Origin of the sequence: Pseudarthrobacter sp. O4 (assembly GCF_050157025.1) — a bacterium.
Lineage (GTDB): Bacteria > Actinomycetota > Actinomycetes > Actinomycetales > Micrococcaceae > Arthrobacter.
Window position 1 is genome coordinate 2,312,750 of the sequence record NZ_CP189591.1, and the last position, 17,753, is coordinate 2,330,502.

The 17,753-nt window shown below is 68.1% G+C and carries 18 protein-coding genes; 8 read left to right on the forward strand and 10 right to left on the reverse strand.

From position 1 onward, the window contains the following. Positions 1–23: 23 nt before the first annotated feature. The 5 genes from ACQCSU_RS10645 to ACQCSU_RS10665 all read right to left on the reverse strand — a co-directional run bounded on the left by ACQCSU_RS10645 (position 24) and on the right by ACQCSU_RS10665 (position 6,841). Positions 24–1,631, reverse strand: a complete 1,608-nt coding sequence (locus ACQCSU_RS10645) for an AMP-binding protein (RefSeq protein ID WP_426979676.1) — start codon at positions 1,629–1,631, stop codon at positions 24–26. A 142-nt stretch (positions 1,632–1,773) separates the two neighbouring features. Next, entirely contained in the window at positions 1,774–3,279 is a 1,506-nt protein-coding gene (locus ACQCSU_RS10650) for a dihydrolipoamide acetyltransferase family protein (RefSeq protein WP_426979677.1), read from the reverse strand. A 50-nt stretch (positions 3,280–3,329) separates the two neighbouring features. Then, positions 3,330–4,310: an alpha-ketoacid dehydrogenase subunit beta gene (locus ACQCSU_RS10655; RefSeq protein WP_426979678.1), complete on the reverse strand. Its 981-nt coding sequence runs from the start codon at positions 4,308–4,310 to the stop codon at positions 3,330–3,332. Beyond that, positions 4,310–5,575 carry a pyruvate dehydrogenase (acetyl-transferring) E1 component subunit alpha gene (gene pdhA / locus ACQCSU_RS10660; protein ID WP_426979679.1) on the reverse strand — a complete coding sequence of 422 codons (1,266 nt, stop codon included), beginning with the start codon at positions 5,573–5,575 and terminating at the stop codon, positions 4,310–4,312. The genes ACQCSU_RS10655 and pdhA overlap by 1 nt, the downstream gene beginning before the upstream one ends. A gap of 147 nt (positions 5,576–5,722) precedes the next feature. Next, positions 5,723–6,841 carry a histidinol-phosphate transaminase gene (locus ACQCSU_RS10665; RefSeq protein WP_426979680.1) on the reverse strand — a complete coding sequence of 373 codons (1,119 nt, stop codon included), beginning with the start codon at positions 6,839–6,841 and terminating at the stop codon, positions 5,723–5,725. 60 nt (positions 6,842–6,901) lie between these two features. Between ACQCSU_RS10665 and ACQCSU_RS10670 the strand changes: the two genes are divergently transcribed. Then, a complete protein-coding gene (locus ACQCSU_RS10670; RefSeq protein WP_426979681.1) occupies positions 6,902–7,330 on the forward strand; it encodes a phage holin family protein in 429 nt (142 codons plus the stop codon). A 12-nt stretch (positions 7,331–7,342) separates the two neighbouring features. Here the strand turns inward: ACQCSU_RS10670 and ACQCSU_RS10675 are convergent, their stop codons facing one another. Together ACQCSU_RS10675 and ACQCSU_RS10680 are read right to left on the reverse strand one after the other, a co-directional pair. Then, positions 7,343–8,836, reverse strand: coding sequence for a hypothetical protein (locus tag ACQCSU_RS10675; RefSeq protein ID WP_426979682.1), 1,494 nt, complete (start codon positions 8,834–8,836; stop codon positions 7,343–7,345). After that, positions 8,836–9,132: a hypothetical protein gene (locus tag ACQCSU_RS10680; RefSeq protein WP_426979683.1), complete on the reverse strand. Its 297-nt coding sequence runs from the start codon at positions 9,130–9,132 to the stop codon at positions 8,836–8,838. The genes ACQCSU_RS10675 and ACQCSU_RS10680 overlap by 1 nt, the downstream gene beginning before the upstream one ends. Before the next feature lie 188 nt (positions 9,133–9,320). On the opposite strand from ACQCSU_RS10680, the gene purB reads away from it, so the two are divergent. From purB to ACQCSU_RS10710, 6 genes are all read left to right on the forward strand, one after another. Continuing rightward, a complete protein-coding gene (gene purB / locus ACQCSU_RS10685; protein WP_426979684.1) occupies positions 9,321–10,763 on the forward strand; it encodes an adenylosuccinate lyase in 1,443 nt (480 codons plus the stop codon). Then, positions 10,760–11,431 (forward strand): histidine phosphatase family protein, encoded by a 672-nt coding sequence (locus ACQCSU_RS10690; protein WP_426979685.1) that lies wholly within the window; start codon positions 10,760–10,762, stop codon positions 11,429–11,431. Before purB ends, ACQCSU_RS10690 begins: the two co-directional genes overlap by 4 nt. A gap of 94 nt (positions 11,432–11,525) precedes the next feature. Then, complete coding sequence (locus ACQCSU_RS10695; RefSeq protein WP_426979686.1) at positions 11,526–12,029, forward strand: GNAT family N-acetyltransferase; 504 nt, start codon at positions 11,526–11,528, stop codon at positions 12,027–12,029. Between the two features lie 102 nt (positions 12,030–12,131). Then, on the forward strand, positions 12,132–12,407 hold the full coding sequence (locus ACQCSU_RS10700) for a type II toxin-antitoxin system Phd/YefM family antitoxin (RefSeq protein ID WP_426979687.1): 276 nt from the start codon (positions 12,132–12,134) through the stop codon (positions 12,405–12,407). Further along, positions 12,404–12,682 carry a type II toxin-antitoxin system RelE family toxin gene (locus ACQCSU_RS10705; protein WP_426979688.1) on the forward strand — a complete coding sequence of 93 codons (279 nt, stop codon included), beginning with the start codon at positions 12,404–12,406 and terminating at the stop codon, positions 12,680–12,682. Before ACQCSU_RS10700 ends, ACQCSU_RS10705 begins: the two co-directional genes overlap by 4 nt. A gap of 78 nt (positions 12,683–12,760) precedes the next feature. Beyond that, positions 12,761–12,952: a hypothetical protein gene (locus ACQCSU_RS10710; protein ID WP_426979689.1), complete on the forward strand. Its 192-nt coding sequence runs from the start codon at positions 12,761–12,763 to the stop codon at positions 12,950–12,952. Between the two features lie 42 nt (positions 12,953–12,994). Here ACQCSU_RS10710 and ACQCSU_RS10715 read toward each other — a convergent pair whose 3' ends face one another. Continuing rightward, positions 12,995–14,185 carry a 4-hydroxybenzoate 3-monooxygenase gene (locus ACQCSU_RS10715; RefSeq protein ID WP_426979690.1) on the reverse strand — a complete coding sequence of 397 codons (1,191 nt, stop codon included), beginning with the start codon at positions 14,183–14,185 and terminating at the stop codon, positions 12,995–12,997. Between the two features lie 68 nt (positions 14,186–14,253). Then, entirely contained in the window at positions 14,254–15,033 is a 780-nt protein-coding gene (locus ACQCSU_RS10720) for an IclR family transcriptional regulator (protein ID WP_426979691.1), read from the reverse strand. Between the two features lie 196 nt (positions 15,034–15,229). Here ACQCSU_RS10720 and ACQCSU_RS10725 point away from each other — a divergent pair, with 196 nt between their 5' ends. Further along, a complete protein-coding gene (locus ACQCSU_RS10725; RefSeq protein WP_426979692.1) occupies positions 15,230–16,513 on the forward strand; it encodes an MFS transporter in 1,284 nt (427 codons plus the stop codon). On the opposite strand, the gene ACQCSU_RS10730 is transcribed toward ACQCSU_RS10725, so the two are convergent. Then, positions 16,510–17,589 (reverse strand): FUSC family protein, encoded by a 1,080-nt coding sequence (locus tag ACQCSU_RS10730; protein WP_426979693.1) that lies wholly within the window; start codon positions 17,587–17,589, stop codon positions 16,510–16,512. The two genes, ACQCSU_RS10725 and ACQCSU_RS10730, sit on opposite strands and share 4 nt — an antisense overlap. Positions 17,590–17,753: the final 164 nt, after the last annotated feature.

Here is a 17,753-nt window from a genome sequence, read left to right on the forward strand (position 1 = left end):
GGAGGGGCCGGAACAAGAACGCGTCAGGCCGTCCCGGTGCCCGCCGGGGCGGCCGTCTTCAACATCCGGCGCAGGATCTTGCCTGAGGCGGACTTCGGCACGGCGTCGATGAATTCCACCCGACGGACCTTCTTGAACGGCGCCACGTGGGCTGCCACGAAGTCCATCACGGCGGCCTCGTCAAGCCGGTCACCGTCGTCTCCGGGCTGGCGCACCACAAAGGCCATCGGCACTTCCTGGCCGTCGGCGTCGAGAGTCCCGATCACGGCGGCATCGGCGATGCCGGGGTTCGTGAGCAGCAGCGCCTCAAGCTCCGCGGGGGCGATCTGGTAACCCTTGTACTTGATGAGCTCCTTGAGCCGGTCCACGATCGTCACGACGCCGTCCGCCCGCACCGTTGCGACGTCCCCGGTGTGCAGGAAGCCGTCGGCGTCGAGTGTGTCCGCCGTTTCCCCGGGCCGGTTGAGGTAGCCGAGCATCACGTTCGGGCCGCGGCACAGCAGGTGTCCCGGGGCGCTGGTTCCTTCGGCGGGGACCTCGATCTCCTCCCCCGTGGCCGGGTCCACGAGGCGGCAGTCCATGTTGGGCACGGTGTAGCCCACCGAACTGACCGGCACGCCCGTGGCATCCACCGGGATCAGGTGCGAGACGGGGCTCATCTCGGTCATGCCGTAGCCCTGCAGCACCCGGCAGCCCAGACGCGCGGCAAGGCTGCCGCCGAGTTCGCCGTCGAGCGGAGCGGCACCGGACAGGGCGGTGTGCACCGAACTGAGGTCGTAGTCGGCGACGAGCGGATGCTTGGACAGCGCGACGGCGACCGGCGGGGCGATGAAGAGGTAGCTGCACTTGTGGTCCTGGATCACCCGCAGGAACTCGGACAGCTCGAACTTGGGCATCGTGACCAGGCAGGCGCGCTGCCGGAGCGCCAGGTTCAGCAGCACGGTCAGTCCGTAGATGTGGAAGAAGGGCAGCAGTGCCAGCAGTCGGTCTTCGGGGGCGACCTTCAGCAGGCCGCGCGACTGCTCCGCGTTCGCTACGAGGTTCCGGTGGCTGAGCATGACGCCTTTGGGCCGGCCGGTGGTTCCGGAGGAATAGGGCAGCACGGCCACGTGCGTGGCGGGATCAATGCTGACCTCGGGGGCCGGCGCGCCCGCGCTGAGCAGGTCCCGCAGCGAGGGGTGGCCCTCGGCGCCGTCGAGCACCACGAGCCGCTCGGCCGGGATCCCGGCCCGGGCGGCTGCCTCAAGGGCGCCGGGCAGCAATGCCGAGACGGTGAACAGCCACTCCGCCCCGGCATCGGCGAGCTGCAGGGCGATCTCATCCGCCGTGTAGAGCGAGTTGACCGTGGTCACCGTGGCGCCGGCCCGCAAGAGGCCATGGAACACGACGGCGAAAGCCGGGACATTGGGGCACAGGATTGCCGCCACGCCATGGACGCCGAGCCCCTGGCCCGCGACGGCCCCGGCCAGGGCATCGATCTGCCCGAGCAGCGTGCGGTACGTGGTTTCCGCGCCGCTCGTGCCGTCCACGACGGCGATCCGGTCCAGGTCCTCCTCCCGCAGGCCGCTGAAGAGGTAGTCGTACAGGCTGACGTCGGGAACATCCACGTCGGGGAACGGGCTCGAAAACACGCAGCATCTCCTTTGATCCGCGTCCGCCGGGCCGGCGGCGGCTGGTGCCACTCTAATGCCGTCCGGCGGGCTGGGACAGGAAAGTGCCGATTTGACCCGCGTCACGGCCGGCCGCGCTCCGTCCGCCCGAGTCCTGCCAACGTCAGTCCAGCAGCAGCGCGGGCTCTTCGAGGATCGCGGCGACGTCGGCCATGAAGCGGGCCGAGAGGTCCCCGTCCACCACGCGGTGGTCGAAGGACCCGCCCAGGGTGGTGATCCAGCGCGGAATGACTTCGCCGTCGAGCACCCAGGGCTTCTGCTTGATGGTGCCGAAGGCCACGATGGCCACCTCGCCGGGGTTGATGATCGGCGTGCCGGTGTCGATCCCCAGCGCGCCGATGTTGGTGACGGTGAGGGTTCCGCCCTGCATCTGGGCGGGCTGGGTCTTGCCGGCGCGTGCGGTGGTGGCCAGCTCATTCAGGGCCAGGGCCAGCTCCTTGAGCGAGAGGTCCTGGGCGTTCTTGATGTTCGGCACCATCAGGCCGCGGGGCGTGGCAGCGGCGATGCCGAGGTTCATGAAGTGCTTGACATGGATCTCCGCGGAATCGCTGCCGTCCGGGTTGTCCACCCAGGTGGCGTTCACGCTGGGGTTCCGGGCCGCGGCCCAGATGACGGCCTTGGCCAGGATCAGCAGCGGCGACACCTTGATGCCTTCGAAGTCCCGGGAGGCCTTGAGCCGCTTCACGAATTCCATGGTGCGGCTCGCGTCGACGTCCACGAAGATGCTGACGTGCGGGGCGGCGAAGGCCGACTCGACCATGGCCTTGGCGGTGGCCTTGCGGACGCCCTTGACCGGGATCCGTTCGATCCGTTGTTCCTGCGGAGCGCCGGACTTGCCCCAGAAGGTGTCCGCCTTGTCCACTTCGGCGTCGCGCTGGGCCTGGTAGCTGACCAGGTCCTCGCGGGTCACTTCGCCGCCGGCGCCGGTGGGGACGACGTCGGACAGGTCGATGCCGAGGTCGCGCGCAATCTTGCGCACGGGCGGCTTGGCCAGCACCCTGCCCAAGAGACCTGTGATGGCGCCGCCGAGCGTGGGGCGCTGGTCGATGCCTTCAGTGGGGACGGGGCGTTCCGGGACGGTCCCAGGCTCGACCACCGGGACGGGGGTGACTGAGCTTGTCGAAACCGCCGGCTTGATCGCCGGGCCGGCAACCCGACGGCGGCGCTTTACGGCGTCGGCCTTGGGGCCGGAACCTACCAGCGGACCGCCGGCCGGGCGCCCGGCTGACCCGCCGTCGTCGGAGGCATCCTCCTCAAGTTTCCCGTACATGGGAGCGTCAACTGCCGGCGCCTTACCGGCAGGAGCCGCGGGGGCCGCCGGAGCGGCAGCAGCCGGGGCTGCGGCGGCGGGCGCGGCGTCCGCGGCCGCGGCGTCGGACACGCTGATGATGGGGGTCCCGACGTCGACCGTGACACCCTCCGGGACCAGCAGTTCGGTGACCGTGCCGGCGAACGGCGAAGGCAGCTCGACCAGCGACTTGGCGGTCTCGATCTCGCAGATGACGTCATTGACGGCCACGGTGTCGCCGGCCTTGACCTTCCAGGAGACGATTTCGGCCTCGGTCAGCCCTTCGCCCACGTCGGGGAGGTTGAACTTGTGGAGAGTCATGTTGTCCTTGGTTTGGGAAGGCGTCTCAGTACAAAAGGCGTCAGAAGGAATCAGTAGGAAAGGGCACGGTCGAGTGCCTCAAGGATGCGGTCGATGTCCGGCAGGTAGTCTTCCTCCACCTTGGCCACGGGGTAGGGCATGTGGAACCCGCCCACGCGGATGACCGGCGCCTCGAGCGAGTGGAAGGCCCGCTCGCTGACCCGGGCCGCGATTTCGCCGCCGATGCCGCCGAAGGTGGGGGCCTCGTGGGCCACGATCAGCCGGCCGGTCTTCTTGACGGAGGCCGTGACGGTGTCGAAGTCGATCGGCGAGATGGAGCGCAGGTCGATCACCTCGACGCTGCGGCCGTCCTCGGCGGCGGCGTTGGCCGCGGCGAGGGCCACCGGCACCAGCGGACCGTAGACCACCACGGTGGCATCCGTTCCCTCGCGCAGCACGTGCGCCTTGAAGGGGTCCGCGGACGCTCCGGGGGATTCGGTGTCCACCTCGCCCTTGAGCCAGTAGCGGCGCTTGGGCTCGAAGACGATCACGGGGTCCTGGCAGTCGACGGCCTGCTGGATCATCCAGTAGGCATCGTGCGGGTTGGACGGGGTGATGATGCGCAGGCCGGCCGTGTGGGCGAACAGCGCCTCCGGCGACTCCGAGTGGTGCTCGATCGAGCCGATGCCGCCGCCGTAGGGGATCCGGATGACGACCGGCACGGTCAGGTTGCCGTTGCTGCGCGAGTGCATCTTGGCCAGCTGCGTGGTGATCTGGTTGAACCCGGGGAAGACGAAGCCGTCGAACTGGATCTCGCAGACGGGCAGGTAGCCGCGCAGGGCCAGGCCGATTGCGGTGCCGATGATGCCGGACTCCGCGAGCGGGGTGTCCACCACGCGGTCCGCGCCAAACTCGGCGATGAGACCGTCGGTGACCCTGTAGACGCCGCCCAGGGCTCCGATGTCCTCGCCCATGAGCAGGGCCCGGGGGTTATTCCCCAGGGTCGCGCGGAGGCCCTCGTTGATGGCCTTGGCTATGGTCATGGTGGTCATCAGTGGGCCGCCTCTGTCTCTGCCTGGGCGGGTTCCGCCTGGTCGGCGAACCCCGCGCTGTACTCCTCGAACCAGGCCAGCTCCTCGGCCACCAGCGGGTGCGCCTCCACATAGGCGTTGGCGAACGCGGTCCGGATGTCCGGGGTTTCCAGGTCGTGGGTGGTCTTGCGGACGTAGGCGGCGAGTTCATCGCCGTCGGCCCTGACCTGCTCAAAGAAGGCGTCGTCCGCCAGGCCTTCGGCGCAGAGGTACTTTTCCAGGCGTTCCAGCGGATCCTTGGCCCGCCACAGGGCCTCCTCGGCGGATTCCCGGTACTTGGTGGGGTCATCCGCCGTGGTGTGCGCGCCGACGCGGTAGGTGAAGGCCTCGATCAGCACCGGGCCGTTGCCCTCGCGGGCATGCTCCAGCGCCCACTCCGTCACCGCGTGCACGGCGATCACATCGTTGCCGTCCACCCGGATACCCGGGAAGCCATAGCCCTTGGCGCGGTTGGCCAGCGGGATGCGGGTCTGCACCGAGCTGGGCACGGAGATGGCCCAATGGTTGTTCTGGCAGAAGAACACGACGGGCGCATTGTAGGAGGAGGCGAACACCATGGATTCGTGGACGTCGCCCTCGGAACTGGCGCCGTCACCGAAGTAGACCACGACGGCGGCCTTGGGCTCCGGAGCCTGGCCCGCGGCGTCATTCGGGGTAGCGGCAGCGGCCGCAGCGGCAGCGGCGAGTTTCTGGTCCCGCTGGATGCCCATCGCGTAGCCGACGGCGTGCGGGGTCTGCGCCGCCAGGACCAGCGTGTAGAGGTGGAAATTGGTGTCCTTGGGGTTCCAGCCGCCGTTGGACACGCCGCGGAACTGGCGCAGGAGCTCCGCCAGATCGACGTTGCGCGTCAGCGCCACACCGTGCTCACGGTAGGTGGGGAATATGTAGTCCTGCGGCTGGCTGGCCCGGCCGGAACCGATCTGCGCCGCTTCCTGGCCGGTCAGCGGGACCCACAGCGCAAGCTGCCCCTGCCGTTGAAGAGCCGTGGCCTCGACGTCGAAGCGTCGGATCGTAGCCATGTCGGCATAGAAGCCGCGCAGCTTTTCCGGATCCAGCCGCTCCGCGTATTCCGAGAAGACCGGGTCGGTGCCCAGCGTCCCGTCGGGGGCCAGCAGCTGCACCATCGGCCCGGCCGGGTCGCCGAGTTGGGCTTCGGCCGCCGCCTCGCGCTGGTCGTCCATGTCGGTTCCGTCGAACTCGGTAGAGGGCAGATGTGTGTCGCCCATACCGTCTCCTTGCCTGCCGCATCCGGATGCGCCGCAATCGCTGGGATATATGCCGAACCGGTAATACATTCCAGATCCGGCATATATTTTGGCTTACTCGTCCTTACTTTATCCGCAGGCCCTCGCCCGCGGCCGTCATGTTAAGCGCTAGGAACGCCGTGGCGGTTTTGTATAGATCGCACAGAGTTCCAGGAAGCGGGTGTTGGCCTCGGTCTCACCGATGCTGACCCGAACCCCCTCGTCCCCGAAGGCGCGTACCGAGAGTGCACGCTCCCCCGCAAGGGCGGCGAATTCCGCACTGTTGGAACCCAGGCTGAGCCAGACAAAGTTGCCCTGCGCCTCCGGGACAAACCATCCAAGCTCGCGGAGCCCGGCCGTGACGCGGTCCCGTTCGTCCACCAGGCTTTGTACCCTTTCTACAACCTCCTCGAAATGCTGCAGCGAGGTGACAGCGGCGATTTCGGCGATCTGGGACACCGCGAACGGGGTGGCAGTGACGCGCAGGTGCTGGGTGAGGTCCGGGTTGGACACGCTGTAGCCCACGCGCAGGCCGGCCAGTCCGTGGGCCTTGGAAAAGGTCCGGAGCACCACCACGTTCGGGTACTTGCGGTACATCTCGATGCCGTCAACGGCGCCTTCTGCACGGACGAACTCCTGGTAGGCCTCGTCGATGACGACCACGACGTCGGAGGGAACCGTCTTGAGGAAGCGCTCGGTTTCCGCCGTGGTGAGGATGGGCCCGGTCGGGTTGTTGGGGGTGCACAGCAGGATCATCCTGGTGCGGGCCGTCACCGCTGCCGCCATGGCGTCCAGATCGTGGCGGCCGTCGGCGGTCAGCGGGATCCGGACACTCTCGGCGCCGGCCACGCCGACGCAGATCGGGTACGCCTCGAACGAGCGCCAGGCGTAGATGACCTCGTCCGGCTTGCCGTCGTCATTCTGGCCGGCGAAGGTGGCCAGCAGCTGGTTCAACGCTCCGAGGCTTCCGGCGCCGGTGACGATGTCCTCGGCGGGAACGTCCAGGAACTCCGCGAGCGCGCCGCGCAGCCTGCTGCTCAGCGGATCGGGATAGCGGTTGAAGTCGGTCTGCGCCGCGATGGCCTGCTGCACTGCAGGGATCGGGGGCAGCGGGTTTTCGTTAGAGGAAAGCTTGTAGCTGACCACGCCCTCGACGGGGACGGGCGGTTTGCCGGCCGCGTAGCGGGGAAGGAGGTCTACCACCGGGCGGGGCCGGATTCCCCCGGCCGTGTTCTCTGATGAAGTCATGCCAACTAGCCTACTTCGCGTCCCTGCCGCCGCCGGTGCCAGATATGACAGCATGGGTCCATGCGCTCATTCATCGTTCGGGTCATCATCAACGGGCTTGCCCTGGGAATCGCGGGCTGGATCCTCCCCGGCCTGGACACCTCCACCACGGCCACCACCGCTGCGGTGGGGAACAGCGGCGTCACGGAGGGCACGGACACCATCGGGATCGTCCTGGCGTACCTGTTCATCGGTTTGATCTTCGGCGTGGTCAATGCCCTCGTCAAACCCGTCGTCAGCCTGCTGTCCCTCCCGATCACCATCCTCACCCTGGGCCTTTTCACGATTGTCATCAACGCCGCGATGCTCTACCTGACGTCCTGGCTGAGCGGCTACACCCCGGTGCACTTCACCATCGACACCTTCTTCTGGACCGCGGTGTTCGCGGCCATCATCATCACGGTGATCTCCCTCGTGGCCGGTCGGCTGGCGGGCGCCGGGAGGCGCTGAGGGCCGCTACGCTCAGATCTCAGCTTTCCGCACGCGGTGCCCCGCCGGTCTCCGTCCCGTCTTCCCGTCCGGTGCCCTGTCGGGTTTTCCGTCCGGCTTCCTGTCCGGCCCGCCGCGCCCAGCCTCCACCCTGCGGTCGCCCTGTTGCGCGGGCATCGGGTCGCGCCGGAGCGCGAACCGGGTGACCGTGGCTGCACCGCCACCCCCCACCACGGCCGCGAGCGCTGCGGTGGAGGACTGCAGGGAGGGGTCCTTGCTCGCGGCGATGGCTTCCGCTCCGGCCGTATAGTTGCCGAGGCGGTGCCCGGGGCCAAGGCCGAAATCCGCCAACGGCGGGATGTCCAGCGCGTTGGTCAGTGTCACGGTCACCCGGTCCCTGGTATCAGGGTTTGCCAGCCCGTCGGCCCCCGGCACCCAATCCTGTTCGTGTTCCAGATGCAGGCTGCTGATCCCTGGCCCCGGGCTGATGCCGCCCACCGGTGAACCCGCCGTCAAGACAAATTTCAGATCATATTCGGCCAGGAATGCCTTGTCCTGGCTGAGGTTCATGGCATGGATACCGCCCTGGCTGTAGCCCACGGCAGCAAGCGGCTCCCCTGCCTCCGCGCCCGCCTCCCGCAGGGCCTGCCGGATGGCCGGCGTCGTCTCCGCCGATCCATACCCCAGCCCCTCCGCGATGCCCAGGGTATCGAAGGGGTTCCTGCCGGCGGGCAGTCCGTCCAGCTGCGTCCCCGGGAGGATGACCACCCAGGCCGGCCGGCTGCCCGCATCGAACCGCAAGACTTCAATGTCGCCGCTCCTGCCGCCCACGGTCCCGGCACGGAACAGCAGCCCTGCCGGCGAAGCATCGACGTCCTCAATCCTCGTTTCCGCCCCGGCGATCCGGACCGGACGGGGCCGGAGGAAGCCCAGCCCCGGCGCCGACCCCAGCGCATGGACGGCATCACGGACACCGGGAGAACCGCCGGGCGTCCCCATGCCACGGGCAAGGCCGGCCGGCACTCCCAGCAGGATCGCCAGCCTCCCGGACGCCAGGGATGCCTCATCCTCCACGACGTCACGAACGGTCAGCGCCGGCAGGCCGAACAGGCCCCACAACGGCCCGTAGCCCGGGCCGAACCGGCCGATCCGCAGGAGCAGGCTGTTCCGTGCTTCGGTGAATTCATACTCCCGGTGGCTGGCCCTGACATCCCGGCAGAGTCTCTCTAGGCCATCCCGGACCCGCCCCAGGGCACGGGCTCCCTCCCCGACCGCGATGATGGCGTTGCTGCCGCTGGTGTAGGAATCGTCCTGATAGGGGAACAGGGCCCGCCGCACCGCATCGGTCTCCGCCTCAAGGGACCCGAGCTGGCCCACCAGCGCGTCGAGCGCCCCGGCTCCGGCGAGCAGCTCCTCGAACTGGAAGCTGAGCCCACCGACCCCGCCGCGGATCCGGAGGAACCCGTCGGCTGCGGGAGCGGAGGGCCGGGGCGCTCCCCCGGAACCTGCCGGCGTCGCCTCGGCCATCAGGACCCCCGCCGGCCGGAGGACAGCACCACGTTCTGGGCGTGCCGGAGCAGAACGGCGACGGCGTCCTGCAGGGCATTACGGCTGCGGCGCAGGGATGCAGCCTGCAGGGACAGTGCAGTCCGGTAGGCGCGTCCGGCCGGCGACTGCCAGCCCTGCAGCTCCAGCCGCACCAGCTGGGAGAGCACAGCATCCGCCTGGTCTGCACAGGCAGCCAACCGGGCCGCAAGCTGCTGGACTTCGTAGCTGCGCGAGGCGCACGCCAGGGCATCAGCTGCCGTCAGATTGCTGCTCACTGTGCCAGTCATCCCCGTGATCATGACACTGACGCTAGAGCGGCCGGAAGCCGTGCTGAAGCTCCCCGCCCGGCTATGTGCACAACACAGGTGGCCAAGCCCGCTCCGGGAGCCCGGGACGGACAACACCTGAGTCATACGGAACAGCGCACTTAAGGCACAGTGCCACTTCGTGAAAGAATCGGGACATGCCTGAAACTGCCGCCACAGCCGATACCCGCACGCCGTCCGGACGCCTGGCCCTCGCCGCGTCCTCACAACAGATCGCGCTTGGCCCGCTGGACGGCCGGTACCAGTCCGCCGTCGCGCCGCTGGTCGACTACCTCTCCGAGGCCGCCCTCAACCGCGACCGGGTCGCCGTCGAGGTTGAATGGCTCATCCACCTGACCGGCAACAACGTGCTGCCCGGCGCCGGACCGCTGACCGCGGAGCAGCAGGAGAAGCTGCGCGCCATCGTCACCGAATTCGACGCCGACTCCGTCAGTGAACTGGCCGATATTGAAGCCGTCACTGTGCACGACGTCAAGGCCGTCGAGTACTACATCGGCCGCCGCCTGAACGGCATCGGGATCGAGCACCTGACCGCCATGGTGCACTTCGGCTGCACCTCCGAGGACATCAACAACCTCTCTTACGCCCTCGGCATCAAGGGCGCCGTGGAGGACGTGTGGCTGCCGGCCGCCCGTCAGCTGGTCGCCCAGATCAGCGCCATGGCCGAGGCCAACCGGGCCGTGCCGATGCTCTCCCGCACGCACGGCCAGCCGGCCACCCCCACCACGCTCGGCAAGGAACTGGCCGTCATCGCGCACCGGCTGACCCGTCAGCTGGACCGCATCGCCCGGACCGAATACCTCGGCAAAATCAACGGCGCCACCGGCACCTACGCCGCCCACGTGGCATCGGTCCCCGGCGCCGACTGGCAGCACGTCGCCAAGAGCTTCGTTGAAGGCCTTGGCCTGAGCTGGAACCCGCTGACCACGCAGATCGAAAGCCACGACTGGCAGGCGGAGCTGTATGCCGACGTCGCGCGGTTCAACCGGATCCTGCACAACGTCTGCACAGACGTCTGGAGCTACATTTCCATCGGCTACTTCGTGCAGATCCCGGTCGCAGGTGCCACCGGCTCCTCCACCATGCCGCACAAGGTCAACCCGATCCGCTTCGAGAACGCCGAGGCCAACCTGGAGATCTCCTCCGGGCTCCTGGATGTCCTGGGCTCCACGCTGGTCACCTCCCGCTGGCAGCGCGACCTCACCGACTCTTCCTCGCAGCGCAACATCGGTGTGGCCTTCGGCCACTCGCTCCTGGCCATCTCCAACGTGGCCAAAGGCCTCGACCGCCTGGACGTCGCCGAAGACGTGCTGGCCGCGGACCTGGACACCAACTGGGAGGTCTTGGGCGAGGCGATCCAGATGGTCATGCGCGCCGAGGCCATCGCCGGCGTCGACGGCATGGAGAACCCCTACGAGCGGCTCAAGGATCTCACCCGCGGCCAGCGCGTCGACGCCGCCCGGATGCAGGAGTTCGTCCAGAGCCTCGGCCTCTCCCCCGCCGCCGAAGCCCGGCTGCTGGCGCTCACTCCTGGTAGGTACACCGGCATTGCGGACAAGCTGGTGGACCACCTCAAATGAGGCTTCTGCTCATCCGCCACGGCCAGACGCCCGGCAATGTCCTGGGCCAGCTGGACACCGCCCATCCCGGGCCTGGGCTGACCGAACTCGGTGAGCGGCAGGCCGCCGCCCTGGCACGGTCGCTGGCGAATGAGCAGATCGATCTGATCTTTGCGTCCACCCTGATCCGCACCCAGATCACCGCGGCGCCGCTGGCCACGGCGCGGGGGCTCGGGGTCGAGGTGCTCCCGGGGCTGCGGGAGATTGAAGCCGGGGCGCTGGAAAAGCTGACTGACCGGGAATCGCATATGCGCTACCTCCGGACGGTGTTCGGCTGGGCTGCCGGCGAACTGGACCGCCGGATGCCGGCCGGCCCCACCGGGCACGAATTCTTTGAACGATACGACGCCTCGATCGCGCGGATTGCCGCCGCGGCCGCAGGAGCGGGCAACGCCGGGACGGTGGCCGTGGTCAGCCACGGCGCCGCGATCCGCGTCTGGGCCGGGCTGCGGGCCGCCAACATGGAACCGGACTTCGCCGCCCGGCACGTGCTGGCCAACACCGGGATCGTGGCCCTGGAAGGGGACCCCGACGGCGGCTGGCGGCTCATCCACTGGGACGGCAGTCCGGTGGGCGGACTCAGCCTCGCGGACCCGATGGCGGAGGACCCCACCGGCCGCTCGGTGTAGCGGAGTTCTCCGAAGCCTTACGCGCAGGAAACACAGCCGAAACCGGCGCTGCCTAGCCTTGATCTGCATAACCCTTCGGAGAATCGAGGCAGTCATGCAGACCAACCCGCGGCTGAACATCAGGCAGGTCACCTGGGCCAACCCCGTGGGCGCCGATCTGCGCGCTGCCCAGCAGGCGGAACTGGACGCCCGCTTCGGCACCAGCGACCACGAGCCCGGGCCGCCGCCGTCGGAAGCCGACACCGCAGTGTTCCTCGTGGCGCACGACAAGGCCTCCGGCCAGCCCGTGGGCTGCGGCGGACTGCGAATCCTGGGCGACCACACTGCCGAGATCAAGCGGCTCTACGTGCTGCCGTATACGCGCGGTTCCGGCGTGGCCAGTTCGATTCTGGCCGCGCTGGAAGCCCACGCGCATGCGCTCGGCATCACCTCCATCACGGCAGAGGCGGGCTCGGCCCAGCCCGACGGCCGGCATTTCTACGAGAGTTCGGGCTTTGAACCGGTGCCGAACTTCGGGCCCTACGTCGGGGTGGAGCACTCGTACTGCTACGCCAAGGCCATCGACTCGCACAGCGCCGCACACACCGCCATGGCCTAGCAGGAGTTTCCTAGCTAACGGGTCCACGGTCCAGGAAATGTCGGCCGTTATCGGCTAAATATCAGGCTACCAAGTGGCCTGATATTTAGCTAAACTTTGGGCATGAGAACGGTGCCGCTAAGTGAAGCGAAAGACAAGCTTTCCGCCCTCGTGGAAGAGGCGGACAAGACCCACGAAATCATTCAAATCACCAGACACGGACACCCGTCCGCCGTGCTGATGTCTGCGGATGACCTTGAATCCCTTCAGGAAACGATCCACTGGCTTTCGCAGCCGAACATCCGAGAAGACCTGGAGCAGGCCAAGCGTGACATTGCCGAGGGCAAGACGGTCAGCGGTGACCAATTGCGCCGTGAATTTGGATTGCCGCCGAGGTGACTCAACAGGGACCGTGGAAGGTTGAAGTCACCAGCCCCGCGCTCAAGGGATTCCGCCGGCTGCCGGAGAAAGCCGCCACGGCGATCGTCGAATTCATCACCGGTGTCCTGGCTGACGATCCCTACAGGCTCAGCAAACCGCTGACCAACGAACTGCTGGGCCTGCGCACGGCACGCCGCGGCGACTACCGCGTGCTGTTCACCCTCGATGTCGAAGACCACATCATGTACATCCACCGCATTGACCACCGCGCCGACGCCTATAGGCCACGCTAGCCGCTTGCCTGCTCCTGCTGCGACCCCGTATGGCGCGTTCGATTCCACCTGAATCACAGGGCTGAGGACACTGAGGGCGTGGACGGCGTGTCCAACACCTTCGTCTACACGGTGCTGCTCATGGTCATCACCGGAGTGACGATGTATCTGGTCTACGGCAGAGCCGGCCGGAAGCCTTCCAAAAAGGCGAAGGCCGGCGCCGATGACAAGGAAGGCACGACGCCGGTCCCGGTGGAAGCCGCGCGGGACGAGCCCGTCCGCGTGCCCTGACCGGCCGGTTAGCGGACGCCCTATGGGCGCCTCGTGGGGTGCCTAGCGAGTGCCGGGCCAGCCGGTGTAGGCCTCGGCGAGGTAGGCGCGGCCGTGGCGTGACGAGACCACCGAGTTGAGCTCGCCGAGCTGGCGGGCGCGGGCGAAGTCGTCTGCGCCGGCCGGGGTGTGCAGCATGGACGTCATCCAGTAGGAGAACTGCTGCGCCTTCCAGACCCGGTCCAGGGCGCGGTCGCTGTAGCCATCCAGGAGCGCGGTGCTGCCGGTCCGGTAGAAGCTGTCCAGCCCTTCGAAGAGCACCTTGACGTCGTGGAGTGCCAGGTTCAGGCCCTTCGCGCCGGTCGGCGGGACGGTGTGGGCCGCATCCCCGGCCAGGAAAAGTTTTCCGTGCCGCATCGGGGCGTGCACGAAGCTGCGGAACTTCAGGACCATCTTGTCGATGACCGGGCCTTCCTTGAGTTCGAACCCGTTGCCGTTCACCCGGCTGCGGAAGGCGTCCCAGATGCGGTCCTCGTCCCAGTTGTTGACGTCCTCGTTGGGATCGCACTGGAAGTACATCCGCTGCACGGTCTCGGTGCGCTGGCTGATCAGGGCGAAGCCGTTCCCCGAGTTGGCGTAGATCAGCTCATCGGAGCTGCGCGGCGCCTCGGCCAGGATGCCGAACCAGGCGAAGGGGTATTCGTGGAAGTACCACTTGCGCTGCGCCTCGGGAATCTGGAAGCGGCAGTGGCTGCGCGAACCGTCCGCGCCGGCGATGAAGTCGGCCTGGAGTTCGTACTCGACGCCGTCCGCATCCGTAAACCAGACCCGTGGCTTGCCTTCGATGTCATGGATCGTGGTGGCGGTGACGCTGTACCGGACGTCGCCGCCGTCGGCCCTGCGCCGTGCGGCGAGGTCGGCGAAGACGTCGGTCTGCGGGTAGAGCCAGACGGATTCGCCGACGAGGTCCTGAAAATCGATCCGGTGGCTTTCCCCGTTGAAGCGCAGTTCGATTCCGTCGTGCCGGTCCCCGTCGCGCAGGACGCGGTCCGAGACGCCGCTGTCCACGAGCAGGTTCACCGAGCCGTGTTCCAGGATGCCGGCGCGGACGGTTTCCGAGATGTCCTGGTGGCTGCGGACCTCGATGACGGTGGAGTCGATCCCCGCCCCTGCCAGGAGGTGGGACAGCATGAGCCCTGCCGGGCCGGCGCCCAGGATGGCGACCTGGGTGGTGATGACTTGACGGTTGGCCATGTGTTCCTCGCTTCGTTGCGGCTCGGGAAGTCTCTGGCTACAGTCTGCGTCCGGTGGCGTGACGGACGTTACATGGATTCCGCTGAATGGAATATCTCGATGCTATTCGTCTCGTTCAGCTGCCGCCCGATCCCCCGGGCGGCGGTCTGCAGGGCCGGGACCAGCGCCTGGAGGCGCATCTCCTGGAGCGGGACGACGACGCCGAGCGCCGCCACCGTGCGGTTCCTGGCCTCCCGCACGGGCACCGCAATTCCCCATGTGTCCGGATCCACCACACCGGCCAGCTGGGCGAAGCCGTGGCCCGCGGCCTCCTGGAGCAGGGTCCGGAGCCCGTCCGCGCCCAGCTTGCCGGCGGGGTCCTGGAATTGCCGCAGATAGTCCGCCTGGACGGCCGGGGGCTGGCCGGCCATCAGCGCCAGGCCGGCCGAGGAGATGTGGACGGGCATCCGGCCGGCGATCTGCGCCCGGTTCGGTACCGACCCGCGGCGGGACAGCCGTTCGACGAAGAGCGCTTCCCAGCCGTCCAGCACCGCCAGGTTCACGTTCTGGTTGAGCACCTGCTGGATGTCCTCCATGAAGGGCATGGCGGCCTGGCGGAGGGCCAGGGTCGGTGAATTCCGGTTCACGAGTTCCCACAGCCGCAGTCCCAGCCGGACCGAGCCGCCGCTGCCCAGTTCTAGGAGCCCGTGCCCGGCGAGCTGCCGGACCAGCCGGTGGGCGGTGGTCACGGGCAGCTGGGCCCTGGCCGCGAGCTCCGAGAGCTGCAGCACCGTGACGCCCTCGGGAAACGCCGCAATGACCCGCACCACGCGGTCCACGACGGAGTCGCCCGTGCTCGAGTTCGCCACGATTCCTGCTTCCTGGGCTTCCGGAGCGGCGCCCGGCATTCCATTGAACGGTTTGTGGTGTCCCACATTACACCTGCCGGTGATACAACTCTCGTGTCGGAACCAGCCGAAGTGCCCGTTGTCACGCACCGGAACCCGCCGCTCCGGCCTTCGCCTTCCTGCCCGCTCGACGCCGAGCCCTATCTTCGAGGTTGCCATGCCAATGACGTCCGCTGACCGCACTTCCCGCTGGCCTGTTTGGCTGTGCTGGCTGGCCATGGCGCTTGACGGTTTCGATCTGGTGGTGCTGGGCACCGTCATCCCGACGCTGATCAAGACCCAGGAACTCGGGTTCGACGCCGTGGGCGCCACCTTGGCCGCCACGATTTCCCTGGTGGGCGTGGGCCTGGGCGCGCTCTTCATCGCCCCGCTCTCGGACCGGTTCGGCCGCCGCCGGCTGCTGATCGCCTGCGTCGCCTGGTTCTCCTTGTTCACCCTCGCGGTCGTGATCGCCCCCAACGTCCTGGTGTTCAGCACCTTCCGGTTGCTTGCCGGCCTGGGTCTCGGCGCCTGCCTGCCCGCGGCGCTGGCCTACATGAACGACTACGCCACCAAGGAGGGCTCGGCCGGCCGGTCCACCACAAGGACCATGACCGGCTACCACGTCGGTGCCGTCATCACTGCTTTCCTGGCACTCCTGCTGATCCCCAACTGGCGGATGATGTTCGTCATCGGCGGCATGGCCGGGCTGGCCCTCCTGCCGTTCCTGTGGTTCAAGCTGCCCGAGTCCCTGCCGCCGGTCAAGCAGGCGGACGAACCTGCGGAGGCAGCCAGCTTCCGCGACCTCGCCAGGAAGCCCTACCCCGTGGTGGCAATCGGCGTCGGGATCGCGTCGTTCATGGGGCTCCTGCTCGTCTACGGCCTGAACACGTGGCTTCCGCAGCTCATGGCCTCCGCGGGCTACTCCATCGCCGCGGGCATTGGACAGCTGCTGGTGCTCAACGTGGGCGCCGTCGTCGGACTGGTCATCGCCGGCATCCTCGCGGACAAGCACGGCGCCAAAAAGGTGGTCCTGCTGTGGTTCGGCCTGTCAGCTGTTCTCCTGGCCGTGCTGAGCATCAAGCTTCAGAACGAGCTGCTCCTCAACGCGGCGGTCTTCGTCACCGGCGTCTTCGTTTTCAGCTCCCAGGTCCTCGTTTACGCCTGGGTCAGCCAGCTCTTCCCCAGCCGTCTGCGGGCGACTGCACTGGGCTACTCCGCCGGCATCGGCCGGCTGGGTGCGATCCTCGGCCCCGCAGTGACGGGCACCCTGGTGGCAGCCGGCATCGCCTACCCGTGGGGTTTCTACACCTTTGCCGCAGCTGCCGTGATTGCCGTGGCCGCGCTGGCCATTGTGCCGCAGCGGATCTCGCACCCCGCGCCGCAGGAAAGGGCAGGGGCCGAGGCAAAGGCTCCGGCGGGGACGCAGGCTGCCGGGGCGCCGGCCTCCGAGGACGCCTAGGGCGTCAGGCGGCGGCGTGCTGCGTGCCGGGCACGCAGCTGGCGCCACACTGTGGGCGCCAGCACGACGCCGATGCCGACGGCGGCACCGATGACGGTCTCCAGGATCCGGTCCCGCAGCAGCAGCCCGGGAGCCGAGGGCGCCACCAGCAGGGTCGAGATCAGGGCCAGCGGCGTCACGAAAATCTGGGCGAGCACATACTGGCGGGCGATGAACATCTCGGCGCCGAACTGGCAGGCGGCGATCACCAGCACGGTCTGCCACGGCGCCGGCTGCAGCAGCAGGATCCCGGCCAGCAGGACCAGCCCCACGGCCGTGCCGACGATACGCTGCACCCCGCGGCTCACACGATGACGGGTGGTGTGCCCCACGAGCGGGACAACGGCTGCCACCATGGCCCAGTAGTTGTGGCCGAAGCCCAGCCATTCGCCGGCCAGGGTCCCGAGCGTTCCGGCCAGCCCGGCAGCCACGAGGTAGCCGAGGCTTTCGAGCCGTGCGGCCCGTTTCTCGGCCGGTGTCAGCCGGGCGGGGTGGGGCCACACCCACGGGCTCCGGCGGCTCCGGGCCACGCGGGAGGACATACCGATCAGCAGGGAGAAGGCGACCGTCAGCACGGCCACGAGCATGGCCTGCCAGAGCGGCGGCTGGCTGGGGATGGAGGCGATGGCCGCGAAAGCGAAGATGTGGAAGAGCGAGCCCGCCGGGCGGAGCCGCCACCAGGCGACGATCAGCGAACAGCCCCCGGCCACCAGGGTGGTCGCGACGACCTGCATCCAGATGGTGTCCGCCGTGGAGAGATCAAGGGCACCGCCCGCGCGTGCTGCCAAGGCGGCCAGCAGCATAACCAGCAGCATCAGCGTCCCGGCGCGGAACTGGAGGACGAAGCGTTTGGCGTGCGGCTCATTTCGGCCGTAGATCCCGGTGAAGGCGCCGAAGGAGGCGAAGATGGCCAGATTCAGGCGGTCCAGCAGCACCAGGGTGATCAGCGGGACAAAGACGCCGACGGCGCAGCGGATGGCGACCTGATAGTCCTTGTGGCCGGGTGCCATGGTGAACATCTCGGCGAACAGCTTCACGAGTGGTCTGCGCCCTTCGTTGCGGTCCGATGATTACGACGGCGGCACTGGCATCCAGACTGGATTCTACGCCGGAACGGTGCGGGATCCGCATCGCGCTCCATTGAGTGGAACCCGTCACGGTCCGCGGAAACAGGCAGGGAAGTGGTAGCGTCTAGCGGTTG